Consider the following 21,455-nt stretch of genomic DNA (forward strand, 5'->3'; position numbering starts at 1 on the left):
GCGCGATCGCGCGACAGACGGCGGGGCGCACAGGTCCCCGCCGCGCGCGGCGAACGCCTGCTGCGGCGAGGCCGGATATAGCGGTGGTTCCGACGGGCGTCCATGTATCCACGACCCCGACGCGGGTATTGATAGGTGTTCGCAACTGGAGCGGCTGCGGATGCTGACCGTCGCCGGCCTCACCCTCTCCCGCGGCGAGCGCGTGCTGTTCCGCGACCTGTCGCTGTCGCTCGCCTCCGGCGAGGCGGTGGCCCTGACCGGAGCCAACGGCGCGGGCAAGACCAGCCTGCTGCGGGCGCTCGCGGGCTTCCTGCGGCCCGACGCCGGCAGTATCGCCTTCGCCGACGTGGACCCCGCCGAGGCGCGGCGCCGCCACCTTCATTGGCTGGGCCATCTGGACGGCCTGAAGGGCGCCCGGCGGGCCCGCGACGAACTCGATTTCCAGTGCCGGTGGCTGGGCGCCGCGCCGGAAGGCGTCGCCGCCGCCGTCGATGTGCTGGCGCTGGAGCCGCTGCTCGACCTCGAGGTGCGCCAGCTGTCGGCGGGCCAGCGCCGCCGCCTCGCCTTCGCCCGGCTGATCGCCGCGCCGCGGCCGATCTGGCTGCTCGACGAGCCTTTCGCCCCGCTCGACGCGCGCTGGCGCGCGGCCCTGGGCCTGCTGATGCAGGCCCACATCGACAAGGGCGGCGCCATTCTCGCCGCCGTCCACGACCCGCTGCCGGTCGCCGCGCGCGCCATCGACATCGGAGCCGGACGGTGAAGGCCCTGCTGATCCTTTGGCGGCGCGAACTGGCCCTGGCCTGGGCCGGCGGCGGCGGTCCCCTGCTGGCCTGCGGCTTCTTCCTCTGTCTGACGGTGCTCGTGCCGCTGGCGGCCGGCGGCGATCCGGCGGGGCTCAGGCCCGTGGCGGGCGGAATCGCCTGGCTGGCGCTGGCCCTGTCCTCGATCCTGTCGCTGGAGCGGCTGTTCGAGCGCGACCTCGAGGACGGCGCCCTCGATCTGATCGCCCTCGGCCCGGTTCCGCTCGAGCTGACCGTGCTGGCCAAGGCCAAGGCCCAGTGGCTCGCCGTCGGCGTCCCGCTGGCCGTCACCGCCCCGGTCGCCGCCATCACCCTCGGTCTGCCGCCCGCGCAGGCCCCGCTGGTCGCCTTCTCCGCCCTGATCGGCGCCCTCGGCTTCGCCCTGACCGGGGCGCTCGGCGCGGCGCTGGCCCTGGGATCGAAGCGCGGCGGCCTGCTGATCGCCGTCGTCGTCCTGCCGCTGTTCATACCCCCGGTGGTGTTCGGCGCCGGCGCCCTGGAGCGGTCGGTCAACGGCCTGTCGCCGGCGCCCGCCCTGGCCTTCCTTCTGGCCTACGTCCTCTTCGCCGCCGTCGTCACGCCCTTCGCCGGCGCGGCGGCGATCCGCAATGCTCAGGGCTGAGGCACAACCCCTCCGCTCATCCCGGCGAAAGCCGGGACCCAGTGCTTTGGAAGATGGCTTGCGGCAAGTCCCCGCGCTCCCGATCCTGAAGCGCCGGCGTCAAGCTGGACAGCCTGGGGTCCCGGCTTTCGCCGGGATGAGCGGACTTTGGGGTCTCAGGCCTTCTTGACGAACTCGGTCCGGAGCACCAGCCCGCGCACCTTCTCGACATTGGCCTCGATCTCGTCCGGATCGCCGGTCAGGCGGATGTTCTTGACCAGGGTCCCGCGCTTCAGCGTCACCCCGCCCGAGCCCTTGACCTTGAGGTCCTTGATCAGGGTCACGCTGTCGCCGTCGGCGAGGAGGTTGCCGTTGCTGTCTTTTGTCGGATCGTCGGTCATGGAACCCGCCTAACGCCTGGCCGCCGCCGCGTCGAGTCCGGCCAGCCAGGCCTCGATCCCGGCGGTGTCGCCGAGGGCGCCGGTCCATTCGTGGACGGGGACATGAGTCTCGTTGTCGCCGCGCGGCCGGTCGCGATAGACCTTCATCGGGATACGGGCGACGACCCGGCCGCCCGGCAGCGGCTCCTCGCGGATTTCCATATAGGCCGTGTCGCCCGAGGTCTCCTGGCCAACCTGGATCGCGCCGAGCGCCTTCAGCAGATCGACGGCGTCGAGGCAGGCCGAGGCGCAGCCGGCGTCGGTCAGCACCCAGGTCCGGGCCTTCATCGGGGCCGCTCCGGCGAGGGCGGCGGCCGTCACGGCCTCTTCCTCGGGCTCGCGCCAGAGCGGCCGGCCTTCGGCGCGCGCGGCGCGCATGCCGTCGGCGGCCGTGGTCAGCCAGGCCAGCACCTCGGGGTTCGACCCCAGCAGGCCCTTGTACTCCTCGATCAGGGCGATGTTCTTTTCGGACGTACGCCAGTCCACCGCCCCGGACCGGGGGGCCCGGGCCCTGACCTCGGCCTCGCCCCACAGGGCCGCCGCCAGGGCGTTGATCCAGGCCGAAGACCCGCCGCCGTTGCCGCGCAGGTCGAAGACCACCGCCGGGGCCTGGCGGATCTCGTCAGCCCGGGCCTCGACAGCGGCCTGCAGGGCCGTCAGGGCGACGCCGTCCTCGCTGGCCGGATCGCCGTCGAAGCCGCCGAGCCCGATCCACTGGCCGCCGCTCCACCGGCGGAGCTCGATGGGGGCCTTGAAGCGGGGGCTGCGCGCCGCGGCGAAGCCCTCGTCGCGGACGGCGTCCGGCAGCTCGCGCCACGTCAGGTCGTAGCGGCGGACTTCGTTACCGACGCGGAACTCGCACTGTTCGGCGCGGCGGACCCACGGATTGTGCTGATCCACGAACAGGGTGGAGGCGTAGATCGCGCGGCGCGACGGCAGCGACCAGCGCCCCGCGCCGCGGCCGACGACCTCGGCGGCCAGCGCCGCGGCGGGGCGGCCGTCGCAGCCGACCAGGATCGCGCCCTCGGGCGGAGCGGCGGGATCGCGGCTGAACACCACCTCGTGGCGTTCCCCGTCCGGTCCGGTGCGCAGGCCGGTCAGGAAACCCGGCCAGTGGGCGGTCCAGGCGTGCCCCATGCCGGCCCAGTCCTTCAGCCCCAGATGCCCATCGTCGAAGGAGGCGGCGTATTCCTGCAGGGCGAAATACCAGGCTTCGTAGCTGTCCGCGGTCCGCGCCCGCTCCAGCGCCAGGGCGAGGCCGGCCTCCAGATGCGGATTGAAGCCCGGGTTTTCGGCGTCAACCGGGCCCGGATGACCGTCGACGATGACGTCATGGAAGGCCCTGGCGTCCTGCCCCAGGGCGGCGCCCCAGTCGTCCGGCGCGGGCGTGGGCGGGGCGTCCTGGGCCAGGACGGGGCCGGCGACGGCGGCGAGGGCGAGGACGGCGGCGGAGGCCGCGGCGAGGGTGCGTGACATGGCGGGACAGGGTTGGGGCGAGTGGATGATCGCCTCTACGGCGACGCTGGCCGCGGCGCCACTTAAGCCTTGGTAATGCGCCCGCGACCGTGCGCCGCTTGCCGTGCGCCTGGCTGGAGCGTAATCGGCGCGGCATGTTCGGCCTCGCCAACCCCGACCGCTTCCTGCGCTTCACCCGACCGCTGACGCCGGTGGTGTGGGGGCTGGCCGTCGTGCTGCTGGCGGTGGCGACCTGGTTCGCCTTCGCCGCGCCCGAGGACTACCAGCAGGGCGACACGGTGCGGATCATGTTCGTCCATGTGCCCGCCGCCTCGATCGGCCTCGCCGCCTACGCCGCGCTGGGCGTCTCCAGCTTCTTCGCCCTGGTGTTCCGCCATCCGCTGGCCGACGCCGCCGCCCGCGCCGCCGCCCTGCCAGGCGCCGCCTTCACCGCCCTGGCCCTGATCACCGGCAGCCTGTGGGGCAAGCCGATGTGGGGCGCCTGGTGGGCCTGGGGCGACGCGCGCCTGATGTCCGTGCTGATCCTGTTCCTGTTCTACGTCGGCTACCTGGCCCTGCGCGCCTCGATCGACGACGAGACGAGGGCCGCCCGCGCCGCCGCCGTGCTCGGCCTCGTCGGCCTGGTGAACCTGCCCATCGTCAAATTCTCGGTCGACTGGTGGAACACCCTGCACCAGCCCGCCTCGTTGCTGCGGGCGGGCGGGCCGGCCATGCCGGCGGTGTTCCTGACCCCCCTGCTGACCATGATGGCGGCCTGGGGTCTGCTCTTCCTCGCCGTCTGGTTGACCGCCATCCGCACCGAGATCGTGCGCCGGCGCGTGCTGTCGATCCGCGCCCGCCGCGCCCTGGAAGCATAGGGGAGGCCCGGTATGCTCGACCTCGATATGGGCCGCTACGCCGCCTTCGTCTGGCCGGCCTGGGCGATCAGCGCCGTGGTGCTCGCCGCCCTCGCCGCCCGCGCCCTGCTCGCCGCCCGCCGCTGGTCGGCCGAGCTCAGGCGGCTCGAAGCCGAACGCCCCGCCAAGGACTGAGCCATGAACCGCTGGTTCGCCGTCATTCCCCTCGTCGCCCTGGTGGCCCTGGTCGCCTTCGCCGCCATCCGCCTGGGCGATTTCACCAGCCGCTCGGTCGCCGAGGGTCGGACCAGCGAGTACCGGCCCGACGCCCTGATCGGCCAGCCGGTGCCCGAGACCGTGCTGCCCATGCTCACCGGCGCGACCGCGGGCCCGGGCGTGCTCGATCTGAAGACCGCCGGCGTCGGCAAGCCGATGCTGATCAACGTCTTCGCCAGCTGGTGCGCGCCCTGCCGCATCGAACACCCCAATCTGATGGCGCTGAAGGCGCGTGGCGTCGCCGTCGTCGGCGTGGCCTGGAAGGACGACCCCGCCGACACCCGCGCCTTCCTCGACGAGCTGGGCGACCCCTATTCCATGGTGCTGGTCGACCGCGAAGGCCGCGCCGGCCTCGACCTGGGCATCACCGGCGCGCCGGAGACCTTCGCCGTCGACGCCATGGGCCGGGTGGTGGCCAAGGCCTCCGGCCCGCTCGTCAACCAGGACGAGATCGACCGCCTGGTCGCCGCCATCCAGGCCCCGCCGCGCCCGCTTCCGACCGCCACAAGCCGGTGACCGCGCCGCATTAACCCTTTTCCGACGGATTTCGTTAACCCTGTCGGCATGAGCGCGATTCGTCCTCCCATACCCTCGCCCCTGTTCCCGACCCAGTCGCCGGGGATTCCCCTCTCGCCCGCCCGCGCCTCGCGCTCCGACTTCTTCCGGGCCGCCCTGGACGGGGTCGCGGCCTCGTCCGCAACGGCGTCCGCCGCGGCCGCGCCCTCCCTCCGGACCGCCCCTCCGGCCGAAGCCTTCCACGGCGGGGATCGTCCGCAGCGGCCCGGATCCCTGCTCGACATCCGGGTCTGAGCGCTCACGCGAAAATGAGGCGCGCCACGCCCGCCGGCGTGATTAAGGTGCGCGCCATGCGCACGAGGGGCTGGATCATCCCTGCGGCGGCCCTTGCGGCCGCCTCCATGGCGGCGGGGTCCAGCGCCCAGCCGGCGGCGCCCCGCGCCCCGCGCGGCGAGGCCCCGCCCGAGCCGGTGGTCATCGAGCTGTTCACCGCCCAGGGCTGCGCCGGCTGTCCCGAGGCCAACGCCCGCGTCGAGGCCCTGGCCGACGAGCCGGGCGTCATCGCCCTGACCTACGCCGTCGACTACTGGGACTATCTCGGCTGGGAGGACACCTTCGCCCGCCCCGAGTTCGCCCAGCGCCAGCGCGCCTACCGCCGGCCGCTCAAGCTGCGGGCCGTCGGTACGCCGCAGGTGGTCATAGACGGCCGCCGCCAGGTTCCCGGCGCCCAGGAGGCCGCGCTCAAGACCGCCGTCGAGGAGGAGGCCGCCCGCCGCGTCTTCCCGCCGGAGATCGAATTCCGCGAAACCGGCGACCGCGTCGGCGTCGGCTCGGGCCGCGCCCCCGCCGGCGGGGCCGAAGTGGTCGCGGTCGTCTATCGGCCCGGTCCCCAGACGGTCGAGATCGCGAGCGGAGACAATCGCGGCCGCACGGTGCGCCACGTCAATGTGGTCCGCTCGGTCCGCAGCCTCGGCGCCTGGACCGGCCGCCCCGCCCTCTACGCCCTGCCCGCCGGCCTGGCGCCGGACGAGGCCGTCGCCGTGCTGGTCCAGGCCCGCGCCGACCGGCGCATCCTCAACGCCGCCGTCCTGCCGCCGCGCTGATCCCGTCAGCTTTCGTCACTGGCCTGCCGGCGCGCCCCGCGCGGACAGTGAGCTTGACCGCCTGCGACCGGGCGGCGACACAGGTGACCGCATGAAACCGGCGCTCCGTCTCCTCGCGACCCTTTGCCTCGCGCTCGCCGGCGCCGCTCCTGCGGCGTGCGCGGCCGCCCGGCAGCCGTCCCCGCAGTCAGCCGTTCCGACCGTCGCCGAGACCCCGGAGGCGCGCGCCGTCGCCCAGATGGTCACCGCCGCCGAACTCGCCGCCTGGGGGCGCGAGCGGGGCGACGCCGAGGCCCTGCTGGTCGCCGCCCGCATGCTCGACGAGGTGCCGCTGCGGGCCGGCTCCGGCGGCGATCCGGGCGCCGCTCCGGTCCTCACCGCGGCCGGACTGCGTCAGGAGGCGGCCGAGCTGGAGCAGGACCGTTCGTCCGTCGACGAGATCGTGGTGACCGGCTCGCGGATCCGCCGGGACGACGTCGAGAGCCCGACGCCCCGGGTCGAGGTCGGGCGGGAGGGCCTGACGGCCCCCCCACCTCCCCCTCCGCCCCCGGCCGCCCGGCCCGCGACGGCCCAGCGCCAGCCGGCCCCGCCCTATCAGCCGGCTCCGCCCCCTCCGCCTCCGCCTCCCCCTCCGCCACCGCCACCGCCACCGCCGCCGCCGCCGCCGCCCATGGTCGGAGTCCGCTCATCGCCGTTCGGCGAGGGGCCGGTCTCGACCGTCAAGCGGCTGGGCTCGCGCGAGAGCTGGAGCTTCCTGATCGATGCGCGCGGGGCCGAGATCCTGCGCGTGGCCGCGATCGGCGACGGCGACACCGACGTCGACCTGACCGTCCGCGACTCGTCGGGCAAGGTGCTGTGCGCCGACGGCCTCGGCGACCACTATCCCGTCTGCACCCTCGCCCCCGGCGCGCCGGCGCGGCTGCGCGTCGACGTGGTCAATCGCGGCGCCCTGTGGACCCGCGTCCAGGTCCTGACCAACTAGCGGTCAGGCGCCGGCCTTCGTGGCGAACGACAGGGCCCCCGCCGCCAGCATCGGAACCTGCGCCGCCATCGTCTTCGCATGGCTCGAGGCGGCGGTGCCGTCGCGCACCCGCCCGGCGATGCCCTGGCAGATGGCGGCCAGCCGGAACAGATTGTAGGCGAACAGCCAGTCCAGATCGGCCGGCCGCGCCCCGGTCAGCCTGGCGTAGCGCTCCACCATCTGCTCCACCGATGGGATGCCCAGCGCCTCGATGTCGGCCCCCGCCAGTCCGTTCCGCGCCGTGGCCGGAATGACCCAGGCGATCAGCAGGTAGGAGAAGTCGGCCATCGGATCGCCCAGGGTCGACAGCTCCCAGTCCAGCACCGCCCGCACCTCGGGTGCGTCGGGGGCGAGGATCAGGTTGTCGAGCCGGAAATCGCCATGGACGATCCTGGTCGGTCCCTCCGGCGGCAGGGTCGCCGGCAGGAATTCGATCAGCCGGTCCATGGCCGGGATCGGCTCGATCTCGGAGGCGCGATACTGTTTGGTCCAGCGCCCGACCTGGCGTTCGAAATAGTTGCCCGGCCGGCCGTAGTCGCCGAGGCCGATGGCCGCCGGATCGAAGGCGTGCAGCGCCGCCAGCGCATCCACCTGGGCGTCGTAGATCGCCCGCCGCTGGTCCGGCGTCATGCCCGGCAGCTTCAGGTCCCACAGCACCCGGCCCTCGACCTTGTCCATGACGTAGAACATCGAGCCGATCACGGTCTCGTCGGTGCACAGGGCCCATGGCCGCGCCACCGGATAGCCCTGGGCGTGCAGGGCCGAGATCACCGTGAACTCGCGGTCGACGGCGTGGGCCGAGGCCAGCAGCGCCCCCGGCGGCTTGCGGCGCAGCACATAGACCCGGCCCGGCGTGGTCAACTCATAGGTCGGGTTCGACTGGCCGCCCCTGAACTGGCGGATCGTCAGCGGCCCGGCATAGCCCTCGACATGGGCGGCCAGCCATTCGCCCAGCCGCGCCTCATCGAGGGCATGGCGGGGATCGACCTCGCGCGTGCCCGAAAAGGTGGCCTGGGGGTCGGCTTGCGGATCGGCGGTGTCGGTCTGGCTCATTGCGCGGCGATGATGGCGGCCCTGACCGCGCCGCGCCAGCCCTTCAGCAGCCGCTCGCGCCCGGCCACGTCCATCCGGGGCTCCCACCGCGCCGGGGCCTCGACCGGATGGTCGTCGAGATCGCCGATCAGGCCGACGCCCAGCGCCGCCAGCTTGGCCGCCCCCAGCGCCGTCATCTCCTGGAAGGCCGGCCGCTCGACCACCACCTCGCAGATGTCGGCGACGAACTGCATGGCGAAAGCGTTGGCCGTCACCCCGCCGTCGACCTTGAGCACCTTCAGCCTCGGCGCCCCGTCCCTGGCCAGGGCGTCGAGCAGGTCCCGGGTCTGGTAGGCGAGCGCCTCCAGCGCCGCGCGCACCATCTGCGCCGGACCGCTGTCCCGCGTCAGGCCGACGATCGTCCCGCGCGCCTCCGGCTCCCACCACGGCGCGCCCAGGCCGGTGAAGCCGGGCACCAGATAGACGCCGCCGTTGTCGCTCAGCCCCTGCGCCATGGCCTCCGAATGGCGCGACTCGCTGATCACCTTCAGCCCGTCGCGCAGCCACTGGATCGCCGACCCGGCCGAGAAGATCGAGCCCTCCAGCGCCCAGGCGACCTGTCCGTCGGCCGCATAGCCCAGCGTGCCCAGCAGCCGGCTGGTCGAGGCCACCGGCGCCGGGCCGACGTTGGCGACCAGAAAGGCTCCGGTGCCATAGGTGATCTTGGCGTCCCCGGCCTTGAGCGCCCCATGTCCCACCAGCGCGGCCTGCTGATCCCCCGCCGCCCCGTGGATCGGCAGAGCCGCGCCGAACAGCGTCGGCTCGCAGTCGCCCATATGGTCGGCGCAGCCCCGGATTTCAGGCAGTCCCGCCATAGGGACATTGAACAGCGCCGCCAGGTCCGGCCGCCACTGGCGCGTCGCCAGATCCATCAGCGAGGTCCGGCTGGCGTTGGTCGCGTCGGTGAAGTGGCTGGTCCCGCCGGTCAGCTTCCAGATCAGCCAGGTCTCGATCGTCCCCAGCTTGACCTCGCCCCGCTCCGCCCGTTCTCGCGCCCCCGGAACGGCGTCGAGCAGCCAGGCGAATTTCGAGGCCGAGAAATAGGGATCGAGGATCAGTCCCGTCGCCGCCTGCACCGCCGGCTCATGCCCGGCCGCCGCCAGCCGCCCGGTCGCGTCCGCCGTGCGCCGGTCCTGCCAGACGATGGCCCGGTGCAGCGGCTCGCCCGTCGCCGCGTCCCAGATCACCGACGTCTCGCGCTGGTTGGTGATGCCGATGGCCGCGAACCGCCCCACGCCCCCCGCCTTGCGGATGACCTCGCGGCAGGTCTGCAGCGTCGCCGTCCAGATCTCCGCCGCATCGTGCTCGACCCAGCCCGGCCTCGGAAAATGCTGCGCCAGCTCGATCTGGCTGACCGCCACGGGCCGCAAGCCCCCCTCCGGCGCGCACTCGAAGGCGATGGCCCGGGTCGAGGTCGTGCCCTGGTCGATGGCGAGGATCAGACTTTGCATCGCCCCATCTTACGCAGGCCAAAGCGATGCGGTTAAGTGCCTTCCATGCACACCGCCTCCTTCGCCGGCGTCCAGGACGCCGCCCGCCAGATCGCCGGCCACGCCGTGCGCACGCCGCTGATCGAGAGTCCGGCCCTGAACGCCCATGTCGGCGGTCGCGTCCTGCTCAAGGCCGAGACCCTGCAGGTCGCGGGCGCCTTCAAATTTCGCGGCGCCTGGAATCGAATCAGCCGCCTGGCCCCCGACGAGCTGAAGCGCGGCGTCGTCGCCTATTCCTCCGGCAACCACGCCCAGGCCGTGGCGGCGGCGGCGCGGATGATGGGGACCAGCGCCATCATCGTCATGCCCGCCGACAGCCCTTCGGTGAAGGTCGAGGGCGTCCGGTCCTTCGGCGGCGAGGTCCGCATGTACGACCGCTACAGCGAGAGCCGCGAGGCCATCGGCGAGGAGATCTCGGCCTCGAGGGGCTCGGTGCTGGTTCGCCCCTTCGACGACCCCTTCGTCATCGAGGGCCAGGGCACCGTCGGGCTGGAGATGATCGACCAGGCCAAGGCCGCCGGCGCCCACATCGATCAACTGTTGTGCGGCGCCTCGGGCGGCGGACTGATCGCCGGAATCAACCTGTCGATGGCGGCCCTGTCGCCGCACACGCCGGTGATCGCCGTCGAGCCGAAACACTACAACGACATGCAGCTGTCGATCGCCGCCGGCGAGCGGCTCACCCATCCGCCCGCCCCCGGCACGATCTGCGACGCCCTGATGACCGATCGCCCGGGCGAGCTGACCTTCCCGATCAACCGCCGCGTCGACCGGGTCGAAACCGTCTCCGACGCCGAGGTCGCCGAGGCCGTGCGCTACGCCTTCCGCGTCCTCAAACTGGTGGTCGAGCCCGGCGGCGCCGTGTCGCTGGCCGCCCTGCTGGCGGGCAAGGTCCAGACGAAGGGCCGCGTCACGGCCCTTGTCCTGTCCGGCGGCAACGTCGACCCGGCCCTGTACGCGGCCATCATCGAGGATCGCTTCGATCCGGAAACCTGGGGGAAGACCGCATGAGCCGCACCGAACGCAGGGGCGCGCCCACCCCCGTCGCCGACCTGCCCGGACTGGTGGGGCAGGAGGTCGGCGTCAGCCGCTGGATCACCGTCGACCAGGCCCGCATAGACGCCTTCGCCGATATCACCGAGGACCGCCAGTTCATCCACATCGATCCGGAGGCGGCGAAGGCGACGCCGTTCGGCGGGACCATCGCCCACGGCTTCCTGACCCTCAGCCTGCTCTCGGCCATGACCTATGACGCCGTGCCGCCGCTTGAGGGGGTGGTGATGGGCGTCAACTACGGCTTCGACAAACTGCGCTTCCTCGCCCCGGTGATGTCCGGCTCGCAGGTCCGCGGCCGCTTCAAACTCCTCTCCGCCGAGGACAAGGGCGGCGGCCGCTGGCTGCTCAAGCACGAGGTCACGATCGAGATCGACGGCGCCGAAAAGCCCGCCCTGATCGCCGAATGGCTGGGCATGCAGGTGGTGGGCTGAGCCTCACCTCAGCCGCATCACGAACCCGCTCTCTGGCGCCGTCGGCATCCGGTTGATGCGCATCCTCAAATCCTGTGGCGGCACGTCATGGTCCATGCCGACCAGCAGAGCCGCGGCCCGCTTGATCAATTCGACCGTGATCCGTTCGCCCGGACAGCGATGGTCCAACGCTGCGTCGCCCGCGCCCTGCGCCGCGATCCGGTCCGGCGACGCTCCGCCCAGGAACCGCTCCGGATCGAACCGCATCGGATCCGCCCAGCGCGCCGGGTCGTGGTTGGCGCCGTGCAGATCAGCCAGCACCCATTCGCCCGTGCGGAAGCCGCGGCCGCGCCATTCGAACGGCTGCAGCACGCGCCCGGCGATGGCCGGGAAGAACGGAAAATAGCGCCGCACCTCCTGCGCGAACGCCTCCAGCGCCGCATCATCGCCGTCCCTCAGCCGCTCGCGCCAGCGCGGCCGCCGGTGCAGCGCCATAGCGGCCAAGACGATAAACCGCGCCACCGCCACCGTCGGCCGCAGCAGGTTGATCAGCTCGACCGCCGCCACCTTGACCGGCAACCGGTCGCCGGCCTCGTCGGTCCACGACGCCACCTCGGCCAGGGGTTCCCCAAAAGCAGCGCCGGCTCGCCCACTGCGCTGCTCGCGGATCATGCGCCGCGCCCATCGCTCGTTCCTCTTGCGCAGCAACAGGGCGCCCGCGACGTCCGGCCCGATGGAGCCAGCCCGTCCGACCATGGCGGAGAACTCGTGCGTCCGCATCGCCGCCGCGCGACCGTCGAGCGGCGCGCCCGCCCATGCGCAGACCGCGTCGCACAGGATCCGCTCCGACTGCCGCAGCAATACGAACGGCTCGTCCCGGGGCCAGTCCTCCACCCGCCGTCGCCACGCCGCCTCGAACAGGCTTGTCAGGCGCGCGATGGACGCCGACGTCATCAACGCCAGGAACTGTCCCTTGCGCCGCCGGTGCGCCTCGCCGTCCAGGCTCTGGACGCTGCCCTTGTCCTGCAGCAGCCGCAGCGTCGTCGGCGGCATCGCCCCGGCCCGCGTGAACCGCCCCGGCGTATAGAAGGCCTCTGGCGCATCCCCGCCGCCGATGGCCACGGCGGGCAATCCGCCCAGCCGCAGCTCCAGCCAGCCGGACGCCGGAATCCGCCGCGTCAGGAATTCGTAGCCGTCGCTCAGATAGCCGGCCGTTCGGTCCCTCATTCCCCGCCGATGCCCTCGATGACGCGGCCGGAGCCCTCGCACGTCGGGCACGGCCGGTCGCCGATATAGCCGGCGCCGTTGCAGCCGGGGCAGACAGTCTCGCCGGTCCCGGGCGTGCCGGGCACGGCCTCGTCGCCGGGAGCGGGGGTGAGGGGAACCTCGGTCATGTGCCGGTAACGCACCGGGCGCTGACAAGGTTCAGGGCTTCCCCGCGCGCGCAGGCCAGCGGTCGCGACGGAGCTTCCAGGCGCAAGCAGCTCCGCCTGCAGCTCCACAAACTCCAAACGTCAAACTCGTCCAGAGATCGACTAGTCCCAGCACCAGCGGAGCCATGCCTCCGCATAAGGCACCGACAAGTGTGCAGGCGCTGACCCACAACCAGTTCGGCTGGATCGAGCGCGCGAATAGGTGGCAGACAACGCCTGTTACGGCCGCGGGGACGACGCCCACGACGTAGCCGACGACAACTGACAGAAGTATTGCGAAGGGGAGTTCCGGAACATAGTCTGCGAAGGACGCGCCGACGTTACTGCTGGCTGTCACCAGCACCCAAGCCAGTCCGATCCACGCGACCCCGGTCCCGACTAGAGGCCCCAGCAGGCTGAAAACCCCGACGGTGCCGACGAACTGGCCTGTGACAGAGCGATCGCCCAAGTCCGGAACCTAAGGCCGCGCTTCGGCTGCCGACATGTGACCGCCAGCCGCAGTCACCCCTCCCCGAGGCACCTCAGCGCCACTTCCAGATTGCGCAGTCCGTCCTCGCCCGTCACCGCCGCCGGCTCGCCGGTGCGGATGGCGTGGGCGAAGGCTTCCAGCTCCTTCTTCAGCGGCTCGGCGGGCCAGCTGTTCACGGCGCGGGTCTGATAGGAGCCGTCGGCCTGCTGGCCGAAATACTCCGTCACCTGGCGGGTGATCAGGTCGGCGACCACGAATTTGTTGCGCGTCGCCACCTGCAGTGTGCGCACCTTGTAGGGGGTCACCCAGTTGGTGGTGATGTGGGCGATGACCCCGTTCTCAAGCCGGAACTGCAGCAGGGCGGTGTCCTCGCGCTCGGCCCGGGTGCGGGCCAGCTGCGGCTGGACCTCGACGATCTCGCTGTCGGTCAGGTGGCGGATGATGTCGATGTCGTGCACCGCCAGGTCGATGACCACCCCGACCTCTCCCATGCGCGGCGGGAAGGGGCCGACCCGGGTGATCTGGATCGAGATGATGTCGTCGCCGTCGATGGCCCGCTTGACCGCGTCCACCGCCGGGTTGAAGCGCTCGACCTGCCCGACCATCAGCACCCGGCCGTTGGCCTTCGCCGCATCGATCATCCGCTGGGCGTCCGCCAGGGTCGCCGCGATCGGCTTCTCGACCAGCACATGGACGCCCTTCTCCAGCAGGGCCACCGACAGGTCGGCGTGGTGCCGGTTCGGCGTCGCCACCACGGCCGCGTCCAGCCCCGCGCCGACGAAGGCCTCGGCCGTCGTCATCGCCGCCGCGCCATAGGCGGCCGCCACGCCCTCGGCGGTCACGGCGTCGGGATCGAAGACATGGGTCAGCTCGACGTCGCGGATGTCGGTCAGCACCCGGGCGTGGTTGCGCCCCATGACGCCGGCGCCGGCGACGCCGAACTTCAGGACAGGCTCGTGTGTGGTCATCGGATCAGGCCCTGAAGCTGGCGACGGCGGCGATGATGCGGTCCTGGGTCGCCTCGTCCAGGTCGGAATGCATCGGCAGGCTGATGACCCGGTCCTTGAGCCGTTCGGTGACCGGCAGCCCCTGCGGCCCGCGCGGATACATGTCGTAGGCCGGCTGCAGGTGCAGCGGGATCGGATAATAGACCGCCGTCGGCACCCCCTGCTCTTTCAGGTGCGCCGCCAGACCGTCCCGGTCCTCGTGCTCGATCGTGTACTGGGCCCAGTTGGAGACATTGCCTTCCGGCACGTCCGGGACCGCCGCCACATGCGGGCGCAGGCCCTCGTTGTAGCGGGCGGCGATGCGGTTGCGCCATTCGATCTCCTCACCGAACACCTTCAGCTTCTCGATCAGCACCGCCGCCTGGATGGTGTCCAGCCGGCTGTTCAGCCCGATGCGCATGTTCAGATATTTGGGGTCGTGGTCGAAGGAGCGGTCCTTCAGGTCCAGCGCCACCGCCTTGCCGTGCACCCGGATCGAGTCGATCAGCTGGGCCAGGTCGTCGTCATTGGTCAGCACCGCCCCGCCGTCGCCGTAGCAGCCCAGCGGCTTGGCCGGGAAGAAGCTGGTGGTGGTGATGTCGGCCCACTTCAGCGGATGCTCGCCGTTCAGGGTGCAGCCGAAGCCCTGGGCCGAATCGGCGATCAGCTTCAGCCCGTACCGGTCGCAGATCGCCCTGATGGCCGGATAGTCCGCCGGCTGGCCGAACAGGTCGACGGCGATGACCACGCGCGGCTTCAGCCGGCCTTCCTTCAGCGTCGCCTCGATGGCCGCCTCCAGATGGCCCGGGTCCATGTTGTAGGTCGTCGCGTTGACGTCGACGAACACCGGCTCGGCGTCGAACCAAGGCACGATCTCGGCGGTGGCCGCGAAGGTGAAGCTCGGCACGAACACCGCGTCGCCGCGCCCGATCCCCCAGGCCATCAGCGGCAGGGCCAGGGCGTCGGTGCCGTTGGCGCAGCCCAGGGCGTGCTTCGCCTTGCCGAAGGCGGCCAGGTCGGCCTCGAACTGGCGCACCTGCGGCCCCATCACCCAGGCGCCGCCGACCACGGCCTGCTGCACCGCGGCCTCGATGGCGCCGCCCAGCCGCAGCCGCTGGGCCTGAAGGTCGATGAACGGAATGGTCATGCCGAAGCTCTCCGATCGCGCGGTTTCGGCCGCGCCGGGGTGGCGCTCCCTACCAAATCGTCCGCCGCCACGCCAAATCGCGGCGAGTCACTTCCCGTGACGGGTTGCAACGACCGCGTACGGCGCCGTATGCGCGGATCATGACATCCGGCGTTCCCGCCGTCTTCCTCGATCGCGACGGCGTCCTGATCGAGGACTCCGGCTACCCCCATCTGGAAGAGCATCTGCGCTTCACCCCCGGCGCCTGCGAGGCCGTGCGCCGCCTTAACCAGCTCGGCTATCTCTGCGTCGTCGTCACCAACCAGTCCGGCGTCGCCCGCGGCCTGTTCAGCGAAGACCGGATGAAGGCCTTCAACGCCCTGCTGGTGCGGCGCATGGCGGCGAAGCAGGCGGTTATCGGCGCCGTCTACGCCTGCCCCTTCCACGCCGAGGCCCTCGACGAGCGCTACCGCCACCCCGACCATCCCGACCGCAAGCCCAACCCCGGCATGATCCTGCGCGCCATCGCCGACCACCACATCGATCCGGCCCGGTCCTTCCTGATCGGCGACCAGGCCTCGGACCTCGAGGCGGCCCGCCGCGCCGGCATCCCGGGCTTCCGCTTCGAGGGCGGCAACCTCGATCATTTCGTAAAAGACCTCCTCGGCCATTGAAGGAATTCGTCCGGCGGTGAATTACTCCGGCCTGACTCCGGAGCCCTCCATGACCCAGACTTTCGCCGAACGCCGCTGGACCAGTCCCGACGGGCTTTCCCTCTACGCCCGCGACTACCCCGCCGCCTCCGGCCCGGCCAGGCTGCCGGTCATCGCAATCCACGGCCTGACCCGCAACTCCGCCGACTTCGGGGCCATCGCCCCCCTGATCGCCCAGAGCGGCCGGCGCGTGCTGGCCATCGATGTGCGCGGCCGCGGCCAGTCGGACCGCGCCCCCGACCCGATGACCTACCAGCCGGTCAACTACGCCCACGACGTCCTCGCCCTGCTGGATCAGGCCGGGATCGCCCGCGCCGTCTTCCTCGGCACCTCCATGGGCGGGCTGATCACCATGGCCCTGGCCGCCATCCGCTCGAAGGTCATCGCCGCCGCCATCATCAACGACGTCGGCCCCGAGGTGGCGAAGGAGGGCCTCGCCCGCATCGCCGCCTATTCCGGCCAGCCCGTCGACACGCCCGGCTGGGCCGAGGCCGCCGCCTATGTGAAGCAGCACAACGCCGTCGCCTTCCCCCACTACACCGACGCCGACTGGGACGCCTTCGCCCGCCGCGTCTTCCGCATCGGCACGGAGGGGTCGCCGGTGCTCGACTACGACCCCGACATCGCCGTCCCGATCCGCGCCGCCGGCGCCAGGGCCCTCGTCCCGAATCTGTGGCCCATGTTCACCCGTCTGACGAAGGCGCGGCCGGTCCTGCTGGTGCGCGGTGAATCCTCGGACCTGCTCAGCGAGGCCATCGCCGCGAAGATGCGCAAGCGCGCCCCGAAGATGGATTTCGTCGAGGTCCCCGGCGTCGGCCACGCCCCCATGCTCGACGAGCCCGAGGCCAAGGCGGCGATCTTCCCGTTCCTGGGGGAGCTTCCCTGACTTTCGTCACCCTCCGGCAAGGCGCTTCAGCGCCGCGACCGAGGATGACGAAAAGAAAATGCTGGCCCTGATCAGGCGTCCGGCACGTTCGCCTCAAGCTCGTCCAGCCACACCCGCGCCGTGCTGTCGGACGGCGCCCGCCAGTCCCCGCGTGGCGACAGCGAACCGCCGGTGACCACCTTCGGCCCGTTCGGCAGGGCCGAGCGCTTGAATTGCGCCGTCTGGAAGAACCGCACCAGAAACTTGCGCAGCCAGTGTTTGATCGTCGCCAGGTCGTATTCGATCTTCTCGGCCTCCGGCGTCCCGGCCGGCCACTCTCCCACCGAGGCGTCCTTCCACGCCTGATGCGCCAGATACGCCACCTTCGACGGCTTCAGGCCGAAACGGGTGATGTAGAACAGGAAGAAGTCGTTCAGCGCATAGGGCCCGACCGTCCCCTCGGTCGACTGGAGCTGTCCGTCCTTCGCCGGCACCAGCTCCGGCGAGATCTCCGTTCCGAGGATGCCGCGCAGGATCGGAACCACCGCCTCGCCGACCACCGCCCGGTCCGCGACCCAGCGGATCAGATGGCGCATCAGCGTCTTCGCCACCCCGCCGTTGACATTGTAGTGGCTCATGTGGTCGCCGACGCCATAGGTGGCCCAGCCCAGCGCCAGTTCCGACAGGTCGCCGGTGCCCAGCACGAAGGCGCCGTTCTGGTTGGCCAGCCGGAACAGATAGTCGGTGCGCAGGCCCGCCTGCACGTTCTCGAAGGTGATGTCGTGCACCGGTTCGCCGCGGGCGAACGGATGGCCGATGCCCTCCAGCATGGTCATCGCCGTCGGCCGTATGTCGATTTCGGCCCCGGTGACGCCCAGCGCCTTCATCAGCGCCCAGGCGTTCGACTTCGTCCCTTCCGAGGTGGCGAACCCGGGCATGGTGTAGCCGAGGATGCCCGACCTCGGCAGGCCCAGCCGGTCGAAGGCGCGGCACGCCACCAGCAGGGCGTGGGTCGAATCCAGTCCGCCCGAGACGCCGATGACGATCCGCTCGCCATTTGTCGCCTTCAGCCGCCGCATCAGCCCCTGAACCTGGATGTTGAAGGCCTCGAAGCAGTCCTGGTCCAGTCGCCGCGCGTCGTCGGGCACGAACGGGAACCGGTCCAGGGGTCGGATCAGGTCGCCGCTGACGGCCGCCTCGCGCGCCTCGAACAGGACCCGCTCGAACAGATAGCCGTCCAGCTCGTCGCGGGCGCAGTCGGCGAAGGTGCCGTTGCGCAGCCGGTCCAGCCCGATCCGCTCCACATCGACGTCGGCCACCGTCAGGTGGCTTTCCAGGGCGAACCGCTCGCCGTCCGCCAGCCGCACGCCGAGTTCGTGAATGGTCGCCTGACCGTCCCAGGCCAGATCGGTGGTGCTCTCGCCCCATCCGGAGGCGGCGAACACATAGGCCGCCATGGCCCGCGCCGACTGGCTGGCGCACAGCAGGGCCCGCTCGTCGGCCTTGCCGATGACGATGTTCGACGCCGACAGGTTCAGCAGGATGCGCGCGCCCGACATCGCCTGCCGCGTCGAGGGCGGCAGCGGGGCCCAGTAGTCCTCGCAGATTTCCACCCCGAACACGAAGCCGGGCCGGTTGGGAGCCTCGAACACCAGATCGGTTCCGAACGGAACCTCCTCGCCCGCCAGCGTCAGGTCCCCGTCGCGGCTCGATACGTCGCCGCCCGCCGAGAACCAGCGCTTCTCGTAATATTCCCGGTAGTTGGGCAGATAGGTCTTGGGGATGACCCCGAGGATGCGGCCGTTCCCCAGCACCACGGCGCAGTTGTAGAGCCGGTCCTCGCGCCGCAGCGGGGCCCCGACCACCGTCACGACGCCGCCCTCCGCGGTCAGGGGCGCCAGCCGCGCCACCTGCCGCTCCACCTCGTCGAGCAGGGCCCCCTGCATGACCAGATCGTCGATGGCGTAGGCGCTCAGGGACAGTTCGGGGAACACCAGCAGGTCGACGCCGCGGTCGCCGGCCTGCCGGATCAGGGCCATATGCTCTTCGGCGTTGGCCGCCGGATCGGCCGTGTACGCCACCGGCGTGGCCGCCGCGACGCGGACGAAGCCGTGGGTGGTGGGGGAGTGGAAGGCTCTCGTGGGCAAAGGCGTTGTTCCTGGCTCAAGGCGTTCTAGCGTGACAACGCGCGGCGGTCACGGATGGTGCTGCCGAACCGTCCTCCCCGGTCGTCACCCTCGGGCTTGACCCGAGGGCGAGACCGTCCGGTGCTCCGTCGACGAATGCACGGGAGCGCTCGCGAGGCCGTCCAAAGCGCACAGCCCGCCTCGCCCTCTGATCCTCGGGTCAAGCCCGGGGATGACGGTTTAAGCGACAGCGCGTGACTGGCCCGCTTCGCCCCGCTAAAGCCAACCCATGAACGACGCGCCGAAAAAGGGCTGGCTGTCCCGCCTGACGCAGGGTCTGTCCCGCTCCTCCAAACAGATGACCGAGCAGGTCGTCGCCGCCTTCGTCAAGGAGCCCCTGTCCGAGGCGGCCCTCGAGGGGCTGGAGGAGCATCTGCTCGAATCCGACCTCGGCCCCGCCGCCACCGACCGCATCGTGGCCCGCTTCCGCGAGCTGCGCTTCGGGGCCGGCGCGAACGAGCGCGAGGTCAAGGAAGCGCTGGCCGAGGCGGTGGCCTCGGAGCTGGTCAACCACGAGGCACGCTACGAACCGCTGGACGGCCCCCGCCCCTTCGTCACCCTGTTCGTCGGGGTCAATGGCTCGGGCAAGACCACCACTCTCGGCAAGATCGCCGCCGACCTGACCGGCCAGGGCGCCAAGGTGATGATCGTGGCCTGCGACACCTTCCGCGCCGCCGCCCGCGAACAGCTCAAGGTCTGGGCCGAACGCGCCGGGGCGACCTTCGAGAGCCGCCGCGACGGCGCCGACCCCGCCGGCCTCGCCTTCGACGCTTACAGCCGCGCGAAGGCGGAAGGGTTCGACGTGGTCCTGATCGACACCGCCGGCCGTCTGCAGAACAAGTCCGCCCTGATGGACGAACTGCTCAAGATCGTCCGGGTGCTGAAGAAGATCGACCCCGAGGCCCCGCACGAGACCCTGCTGGTGCTTGACGCCACCGTCGGTCGCAACGCCCTGGAGCAGGAGAAGATCTTCGGCCGCACCGCCTATGTCTCCGGCATCGTCATGACCAAGCTGGACGGCACGGCCCGCGGCGGCGTCCTGGTGCCGGTGGCCCAGGCCTCCGACGCGCCGATAAAGCTGATCGGCGTCGGCGAGGGGGTCGAGGACCTGCAACCCTTCGACGCCCGGGCCTTTTCACGCTCGCTGGTGGGACTCGAGGACTGACGCATGAGTGAGCCGCAAACCCCGACGCCGCCCGCCGCGCCAAGGGAGTCGAACCTGCGTCAGCTGGTCGATTTCGGCGGCCTGCTGGCCTTCGGCCTCGCCTTCCTCGTTCTGCGGCTGCGCGGCGTGAGCGGGGACGAGGCGCTGGTCCAGGCCACCTGGGCCCTGGTGGCCGGCTCCGTGGTCGCCGTGGCAGTCGGCCTCGTCGTCGAGAAGCGGCTGGCGCTGCTGCCCCTGATCGTCGGCGGGTTCGCGCTCGTCTTCGGCCTGCTGACCCTGTTCACCGGCGACGGCCTGTGGGTCAAGCTGAAGGTCACCATCCTGAACGGCTGCCTCGCCGTCGCCCTGTGGGGCGGACTGGCGCTGGGCAAACAGCCCTTGCGGGCCCTGCTCGGCTCGGTCATCCCCATCAACGACCGGGCCTGGCGCATCCTGACCTTCCGTTACGGCCTGTTCTTCCTCTGCGTCGCCATCGTCAACGAACTGGTGCGCAACGAGGCGCTGGTCGTCTGGGCCGCCGAAGGCATGGGCCGTGGCGACGTCGATCCGGCCGACGTCTGGGTCAGCTTCCGCGGCGTGCTGTGGATCGCCTCGTCGGTCTTCGGCCTGTCGCAGGTGCCGCTGATCCTGCGCAACCTGACCTCGACGGACAAGCCGGTCGATCCGATGGCCCCGGCCGAGCCCGACCGCGCCCCCTGATCCGCCTTCCGGACGCCTGCGGATCGTCCGTCGTCAAACCGTAAAGCGCGGCTGCTACCTATGCGGTGCAGTCGAGGGGACACGGTCGATGGTCAAGTCGGGTTCGAAAGCCAAACGCGGCGGCCTCGCCGCCTCGCCCAGCCACCTCATGCACCGGGTGCTGCAGCTGGCGCTCGACATCTATGCCGAGGAGGCGGGCCCCGACGGCCTGACCCAGCGCCAGTTCGCCGTGCTCGAGGCCGTGTCGCACAAGTCCGGCCTGACCCAGACCGATCTCGTCCGCGCCACCGGCATCGACCGGTCGACGCTGGCGGACCTCGTCGCACGCATGACCACGAAGGGGTTGCTGGCGCGGGAGCGCTCGGTCGTCGACGCCCGCGCCAAGGCCGTCCGCCTCTCCGAGGCCGGCGCCGCGGCGCTCGAGGCCGCCCGCCCGCGGGTCGAGGCCGCCGACAAGCGCATCCTCGCCCTGCTGCCCAAGGGCAAGCGCGACGGCTTCCTCGCCCTTCTCGCCGATCTCGCCGGAGAGGCCGACGCGGCGCCGGAGAAGGCCAGAGCCGAGCTCAAGGCCGCGAAGAAGGCCGCCAAGCTGGCGAAGAAGGCGGCCAGGGCCGACAAGCCGAAGAAGGCCCCGAAGCTCAAGCTGGTCGAACCGGCCTAGGATTTCCTTTTCCCCCGCAGGGGAGAAGGAACCCT

The 21,455-nt window shown here is 71.4% G+C and carries 24 protein-coding genes; 15 read left to right on the forward strand and 9 right to left on the reverse strand.

What is annotated here, in order from left to right; translation table 11 throughout:
- Window positions 1-160: 160 nt before the first annotated feature.
- Together ccmA and ccmB are read left to right on the forward strand one after the other, a co-directional pair.
- Window positions 161-760 carry a heme ABC exporter ATP-binding protein CcmA gene (gene ccmA, locus VEA62_RS02780; RefSeq protein ID WP_324818093.1) on the forward strand — a complete coding sequence of 200 codons (600 nt, stop codon included), beginning with the start codon at window positions 161-163 and terminating at the stop codon, window positions 758-760.
- Window positions 757-1,422 (forward strand): heme exporter protein CcmB, encoded by a 666-nt coding sequence (gene ccmB / locus VEA62_RS02785; protein ID WP_324818096.1) that lies wholly within the window; start codon window positions 757-759, stop codon window positions 1,420-1,422. Before ccmA ends, ccmB begins: the two co-directional genes overlap by 4 nt.
- A 155-nt stretch (window positions 1,423-1,577) precedes the next feature.
- Here the strand turns inward: ccmB and VEA62_RS02790 are convergent, their stop codons facing one another.
- Both VEA62_RS02790 and VEA62_RS02795 read right to left on the reverse strand, forming a co-directional pair.
- Entirely contained in the window at window positions 1,578-1,802 is a 225-nt protein-coding gene (locus VEA62_RS02790; protein ID WP_324818098.1) for an alkylphosphonate utilization protein, read from the reverse strand.
- A gap of 9 nt (window positions 1,803-1,811) precedes the next feature.
- Window positions 1,812-3,317, reverse strand: a complete 1,506-nt coding sequence (locus VEA62_RS02795; protein ID WP_324818100.1) for a S41 family peptidase — start codon at window positions 3,315-3,317, stop codon at window positions 1,812-1,814.
- A 134-nt stretch (window positions 3,318-3,451) separates the two neighbouring features.
- Between VEA62_RS02795 and ccmC the strand changes: the two genes are divergently transcribed.
- From ccmC to VEA62_RS02825, 6 genes are all read left to right on the forward strand, one after another.
- A complete protein-coding gene (gene ccmC / locus VEA62_RS02800; RefSeq protein WP_324818102.1) occupies window positions 3,452-4,174 on the forward strand; it encodes a heme ABC transporter permease CcmC in 723 nt (240 codons plus the stop codon).
- A 12-nt stretch (window positions 4,175-4,186) separates the two neighbouring features.
- Window positions 4,187-4,348, forward strand: a complete 162-nt coding sequence (ccmD, locus tag VEA62_RS02805) for a heme exporter protein CcmD (protein WP_324818103.1) — start codon at window positions 4,187-4,189, stop codon at window positions 4,346-4,348.
- A 3-nt stretch (window positions 4,349-4,351) separates the two neighbouring features.
- A complete protein-coding gene (locus VEA62_RS02810) occupies window positions 4,352-4,945 on the forward strand; it encodes a DsbE family thiol:disulfide interchange protein (protein WP_324818105.1) in 594 nt (197 codons plus the stop codon).
- Window positions 4,946-4,993: 48 nt separating this feature from the next.
- Window positions 4,994-5,239 (forward strand): hypothetical protein, encoded by a 246-nt coding sequence (locus VEA62_RS02815; protein WP_324818108.1) that lies wholly within the window; start codon window positions 4,994-4,996, stop codon window positions 5,237-5,239.
- A gap of 56 nt (window positions 5,240-5,295) precedes the next feature.
- Window positions 5,296-6,048, forward strand: a complete 753-nt coding sequence (locus tag VEA62_RS02820) for a DUF1223 domain-containing protein (RefSeq protein ID WP_324818111.1) — start codon at window positions 5,296-5,298, stop codon at window positions 6,046-6,048.
- Window positions 6,049-6,139: 91 nt separating this feature from the next.
- Window positions 6,140-7,030, forward strand: coding sequence for a hypothetical protein (locus tag VEA62_RS02825; protein WP_324818113.1), 891 nt, complete (start codon window positions 6,140-6,142; stop codon window positions 7,028-7,030).
- Window positions 7,031-7,033: 3 nt separating this feature from the next.
- On the opposite strand, the gene VEA62_RS02830 is transcribed toward VEA62_RS02825, so the two are convergent.
- Window positions 7,034-8,122 (reverse strand): phosphotransferase family protein, encoded by a 1,089-nt coding sequence (locus VEA62_RS02830; RefSeq protein WP_324818116.1) that lies wholly within the window; start codon window positions 8,120-8,122, stop codon window positions 7,034-7,036.
- Window positions 8,119-9,612: a glycerol kinase GlpK gene (gene glpK / locus VEA62_RS02835; protein ID WP_324818118.1), complete on the reverse strand. Its 1,494-nt coding sequence runs from the start codon at window positions 9,610-9,612 to the stop codon at window positions 8,119-8,121. The genes VEA62_RS02830 and glpK overlap by 4 nt, the downstream gene beginning before the upstream one ends.
- A 45-nt stretch (window positions 9,613-9,657) precedes the next feature.
- On the opposite strand from glpK, the gene VEA62_RS02840 reads away from it, so the two are divergent.
- Together VEA62_RS02840 and VEA62_RS02845 are read left to right on the forward strand one after the other, a co-directional pair.
- Window positions 9,658-10,662 carry a threonine/serine dehydratase gene (locus tag VEA62_RS02840; protein ID WP_324818121.1) on the forward strand — a complete coding sequence of 335 codons (1,005 nt, stop codon included), beginning with the start codon at window positions 9,658-9,660 and terminating at the stop codon, window positions 10,660-10,662.
- Entirely contained in the window at window positions 10,659-11,138 is a 480-nt protein-coding gene (locus VEA62_RS02845; protein WP_324818124.1) for a MaoC family dehydratase, read from the forward strand. Before VEA62_RS02840 ends, VEA62_RS02845 begins: the two co-directional genes overlap by 4 nt.
- 3 nt (window positions 11,139-11,141) lie before the next feature.
- Here VEA62_RS02845 and VEA62_RS02850 read toward each other — a convergent pair whose 3' ends face one another.
- The 4 genes from VEA62_RS02850 to VEA62_RS02865 all read right to left on the reverse strand — a co-directional run bounded on the left by VEA62_RS02850 (window position 11,142) and on the right by VEA62_RS02865 (window position 15,152).
- On the reverse strand, window positions 11,142-12,344 hold the full coding sequence (locus VEA62_RS02850) for a cytochrome P450 (RefSeq protein ID WP_324818127.1): 1,203 nt from the start codon (window positions 12,342-12,344) through the stop codon (window positions 11,142-11,144).
- Complete coding sequence (locus VEA62_RS02855) at window positions 12,341-12,511, reverse strand: hypothetical protein (RefSeq protein ID WP_324818130.1); 171 nt, start codon at window positions 12,509-12,511, stop codon at window positions 12,341-12,343. Before VEA62_RS02855 ends, VEA62_RS02850 begins: the two co-directional genes overlap by 4 nt.
- A gap of 540 nt (window positions 12,512-13,051) precedes the next feature.
- Window positions 13,052-13,987 (reverse strand): Gfo/Idh/MocA family oxidoreductase, encoded by a 936-nt coding sequence (locus VEA62_RS02860; protein WP_324818132.1) that lies wholly within the window; start codon window positions 13,985-13,987, stop codon window positions 13,052-13,054.
- 4 nt (window positions 13,988-13,991) lie between these two features.
- Window positions 13,992-15,152 (reverse strand): DegT/DnrJ/EryC1/StrS aminotransferase family protein, encoded by a 1,161-nt coding sequence (locus VEA62_RS02865; protein WP_324818134.1) that lies wholly within the window; start codon window positions 15,150-15,152, stop codon window positions 13,992-13,994.
- A gap of 140 nt (window positions 15,153-15,292) precedes the next feature.
- Here VEA62_RS02865 and VEA62_RS02870 point away from each other — a divergent pair, with 140 nt between their 5' ends.
- The gene (locus VEA62_RS02870) at window positions 15,293-15,805 is read left to right on the forward strand and encodes an HAD family hydrolase (protein ID WP_324818137.1); all 513 of its coding nucleotides are present in this window, start codon (window positions 15,293-15,295) and stop codon (window positions 15,803-15,805) included.
- Between the two features lie 49 nt (window positions 15,806-15,854).
- Window positions 15,855-16,730, forward strand: coding sequence for an alpha/beta hydrolase (locus VEA62_RS02875; RefSeq protein WP_324818140.1), 876 nt, complete (start codon window positions 15,855-15,857; stop codon window positions 16,728-16,730).
- Between the two features lie 71 nt (window positions 16,731-16,801).
- On the opposite strand, the gene VEA62_RS02880 is transcribed toward VEA62_RS02875, so the two are convergent.
- Window positions 16,802-18,856 (reverse strand): NAD(+) synthase, encoded by a 2,055-nt coding sequence (locus VEA62_RS02880; RefSeq protein ID WP_324818143.1) that lies wholly within the window; start codon window positions 18,854-18,856, stop codon window positions 16,802-16,804.
- Between the two features lie 268 nt (window positions 18,857-19,124).
- On the opposite strand from VEA62_RS02880, the gene ftsY reads away from it, so the two are divergent.
- The 3 genes from ftsY to VEA62_RS02895 all read left to right on the forward strand — a co-directional run bounded on the left by ftsY (window position 19,125) and on the right by VEA62_RS02895 (window position 21,420).
- Window positions 19,125-20,060, forward strand: a complete 936-nt coding sequence (gene ftsY / locus VEA62_RS02885) for a signal recognition particle-docking protein FtsY (protein WP_324818145.1) — start codon at window positions 19,125-19,127, stop codon at window positions 20,058-20,060.
- Window positions 20,061-20,063: 3 nt separating this feature from the next.
- The gene (locus tag VEA62_RS02890) at window positions 20,064-20,759 is read left to right on the forward strand and encodes an inner membrane-spanning protein YciB (protein ID WP_324818148.1); all 696 of its coding nucleotides are present in this window, start codon (window positions 20,064-20,066) and stop codon (window positions 20,757-20,759) included.
- An 88-nt stretch (window positions 20,760-20,847) separates the two neighbouring features.
- On the forward strand, window positions 20,848-21,420 hold the full coding sequence (locus VEA62_RS02895; protein WP_324818150.1) for a MarR family transcriptional regulator: 573 nt from the start codon (window positions 20,848-20,850) through the stop codon (window positions 21,418-21,420).
- Window positions 21,421-21,455: the final 35 nt, after the last annotated feature.

This window comes from Brevundimonas sp. (assembly GCF_035627475.1).
Taxonomy (GTDB): domain Bacteria; phylum Pseudomonadota; class Alphaproteobacteria; order Caulobacterales; family Caulobacteraceae; genus Brevundimonas.

Excerpts from the sequence above, each read along its gene's own strand:
- ccmA (WP_324818093.1), top strand. The coding sequence starts at position 161 with ATGCTGACCGTCGCCGGCCTCACCCTCTCCCGCGGCGAGCGCGTGCTG.
- VEA62_RS02790 (WP_324818098.1), bottom strand. The coding sequence starts at position 1,802 with ATGACCGACGATCCGACAAAAGACAGCAACGGCAACCTCCTCGCCGAC.
- VEA62_RS02795 (WP_324818100.1), bottom strand. The coding sequence starts at position 3,317 with ATGTCACGCACCCTCGCCGCGGCCTCCGCCGCCGTCCTCGCCCTCGCC.
- ccmC (WP_324818102.1), top strand. The coding sequence starts at position 3,452 with ATGTTCGGCCTCGCCAACCCCGACCGCTTCCTGCGCTTCACCCGACCG.
- ccmD (WP_324818103.1), top strand. The coding sequence starts at position 4,187 with ATGCTCGACCTCGATATGGGCCGCTACGCCGCCTTCGTCTGGCCGGCC.
- VEA62_RS02810 (WP_324818105.1), top strand. The coding sequence starts at position 4,352 with ATGAACCGCTGGTTCGCCGTCATTCCCCTCGTCGCCCTGGTGGCCCTG.
- VEA62_RS02815 (WP_324818108.1), top strand. The coding sequence starts at position 4,994 with ATGAGCGCGATTCGTCCTCCCATACCCTCGCCCCTGTTCCCGACCCAG.
- VEA62_RS02820 (WP_324818111.1), top strand. The coding sequence starts at position 5,296 with ATGCGCACGAGGGGCTGGATCATCCCTGCGGCGGCCCTTGCGGCCGCC.
- VEA62_RS02825 (WP_324818113.1), top strand. The coding sequence starts at position 6,140 with ATGAAACCGGCGCTCCGTCTCCTCGCGACCCTTTGCCTCGCGCTCGCC.
- VEA62_RS02830 (WP_324818116.1), bottom strand. The coding sequence starts at position 8,122 with ATGAGCCAGACCGACACCGCCGATCCGCAAGCCGACCCCCAGGCCACC.
- glpK (WP_324818118.1), bottom strand. The coding sequence starts at position 9,612 with ATGCAAAGTCTGATCCTCGCCATCGACCAGGGCACGACCTCGACCCGG.
- VEA62_RS02840 (WP_324818121.1), top strand. The coding sequence starts at position 9,658 with ATGCACACCGCCTCCTTCGCCGGCGTCCAGGACGCCGCCCGCCAGATC.
- VEA62_RS02845 (WP_324818124.1), top strand. The coding sequence starts at position 10,659 with ATGAGCCGCACCGAACGCAGGGGCGCGCCCACCCCCGTCGCCGACCTG.
- VEA62_RS02850 (WP_324818127.1), bottom strand. The coding sequence starts at position 12,344 with ATGAGGGACCGAACGGCCGGCTATCTGAGCGACGGCTACGAATTCCTG.
- VEA62_RS02855 (WP_324818130.1), bottom strand. The coding sequence starts at position 12,511 with ATGACCGAGGTTCCCCTCACCCCCGCTCCCGGCGACGAGGCCGTGCCC.
- VEA62_RS02860 (WP_324818132.1), bottom strand. The coding sequence starts at position 13,987 with ATGACCACACACGAGCCTGTCCTGAAGTTCGGCGTCGCCGGCGCCGGC.
- VEA62_RS02865 (WP_324818134.1), bottom strand. The coding sequence starts at position 15,152 with ATGACCATTCCGTTCATCGACCTTCAGGCCCAGCGGCTGCGGCTGGGC.
- VEA62_RS02870 (WP_324818137.1), top strand. The coding sequence starts at position 15,293 with ATGACATCCGGCGTTCCCGCCGTCTTCCTCGATCGCGACGGCGTCCTG.
- VEA62_RS02875 (WP_324818140.1), top strand. The coding sequence starts at position 15,855 with ATGACCCAGACTTTCGCCGAACGCCGCTGGACCAGTCCCGACGGGCTT.
- ftsY (WP_324818145.1), top strand. The coding sequence starts at position 19,125 with ATGAACGACGCGCCGAAAAAGGGCTGGCTGTCCCGCCTGACGCAGGGT.
- VEA62_RS02890 (WP_324818148.1), top strand. The coding sequence starts at position 20,064 with ATGAGTGAGCCGCAAACCCCGACGCCGCCCGCCGCGCCAAGGGAGTCG.
- VEA62_RS02895 (WP_324818150.1), top strand. The coding sequence starts at position 20,848 with ATGGTCAAGTCGGGTTCGAAAGCCAAACGCGGCGGCCTCGCCGCCTCG.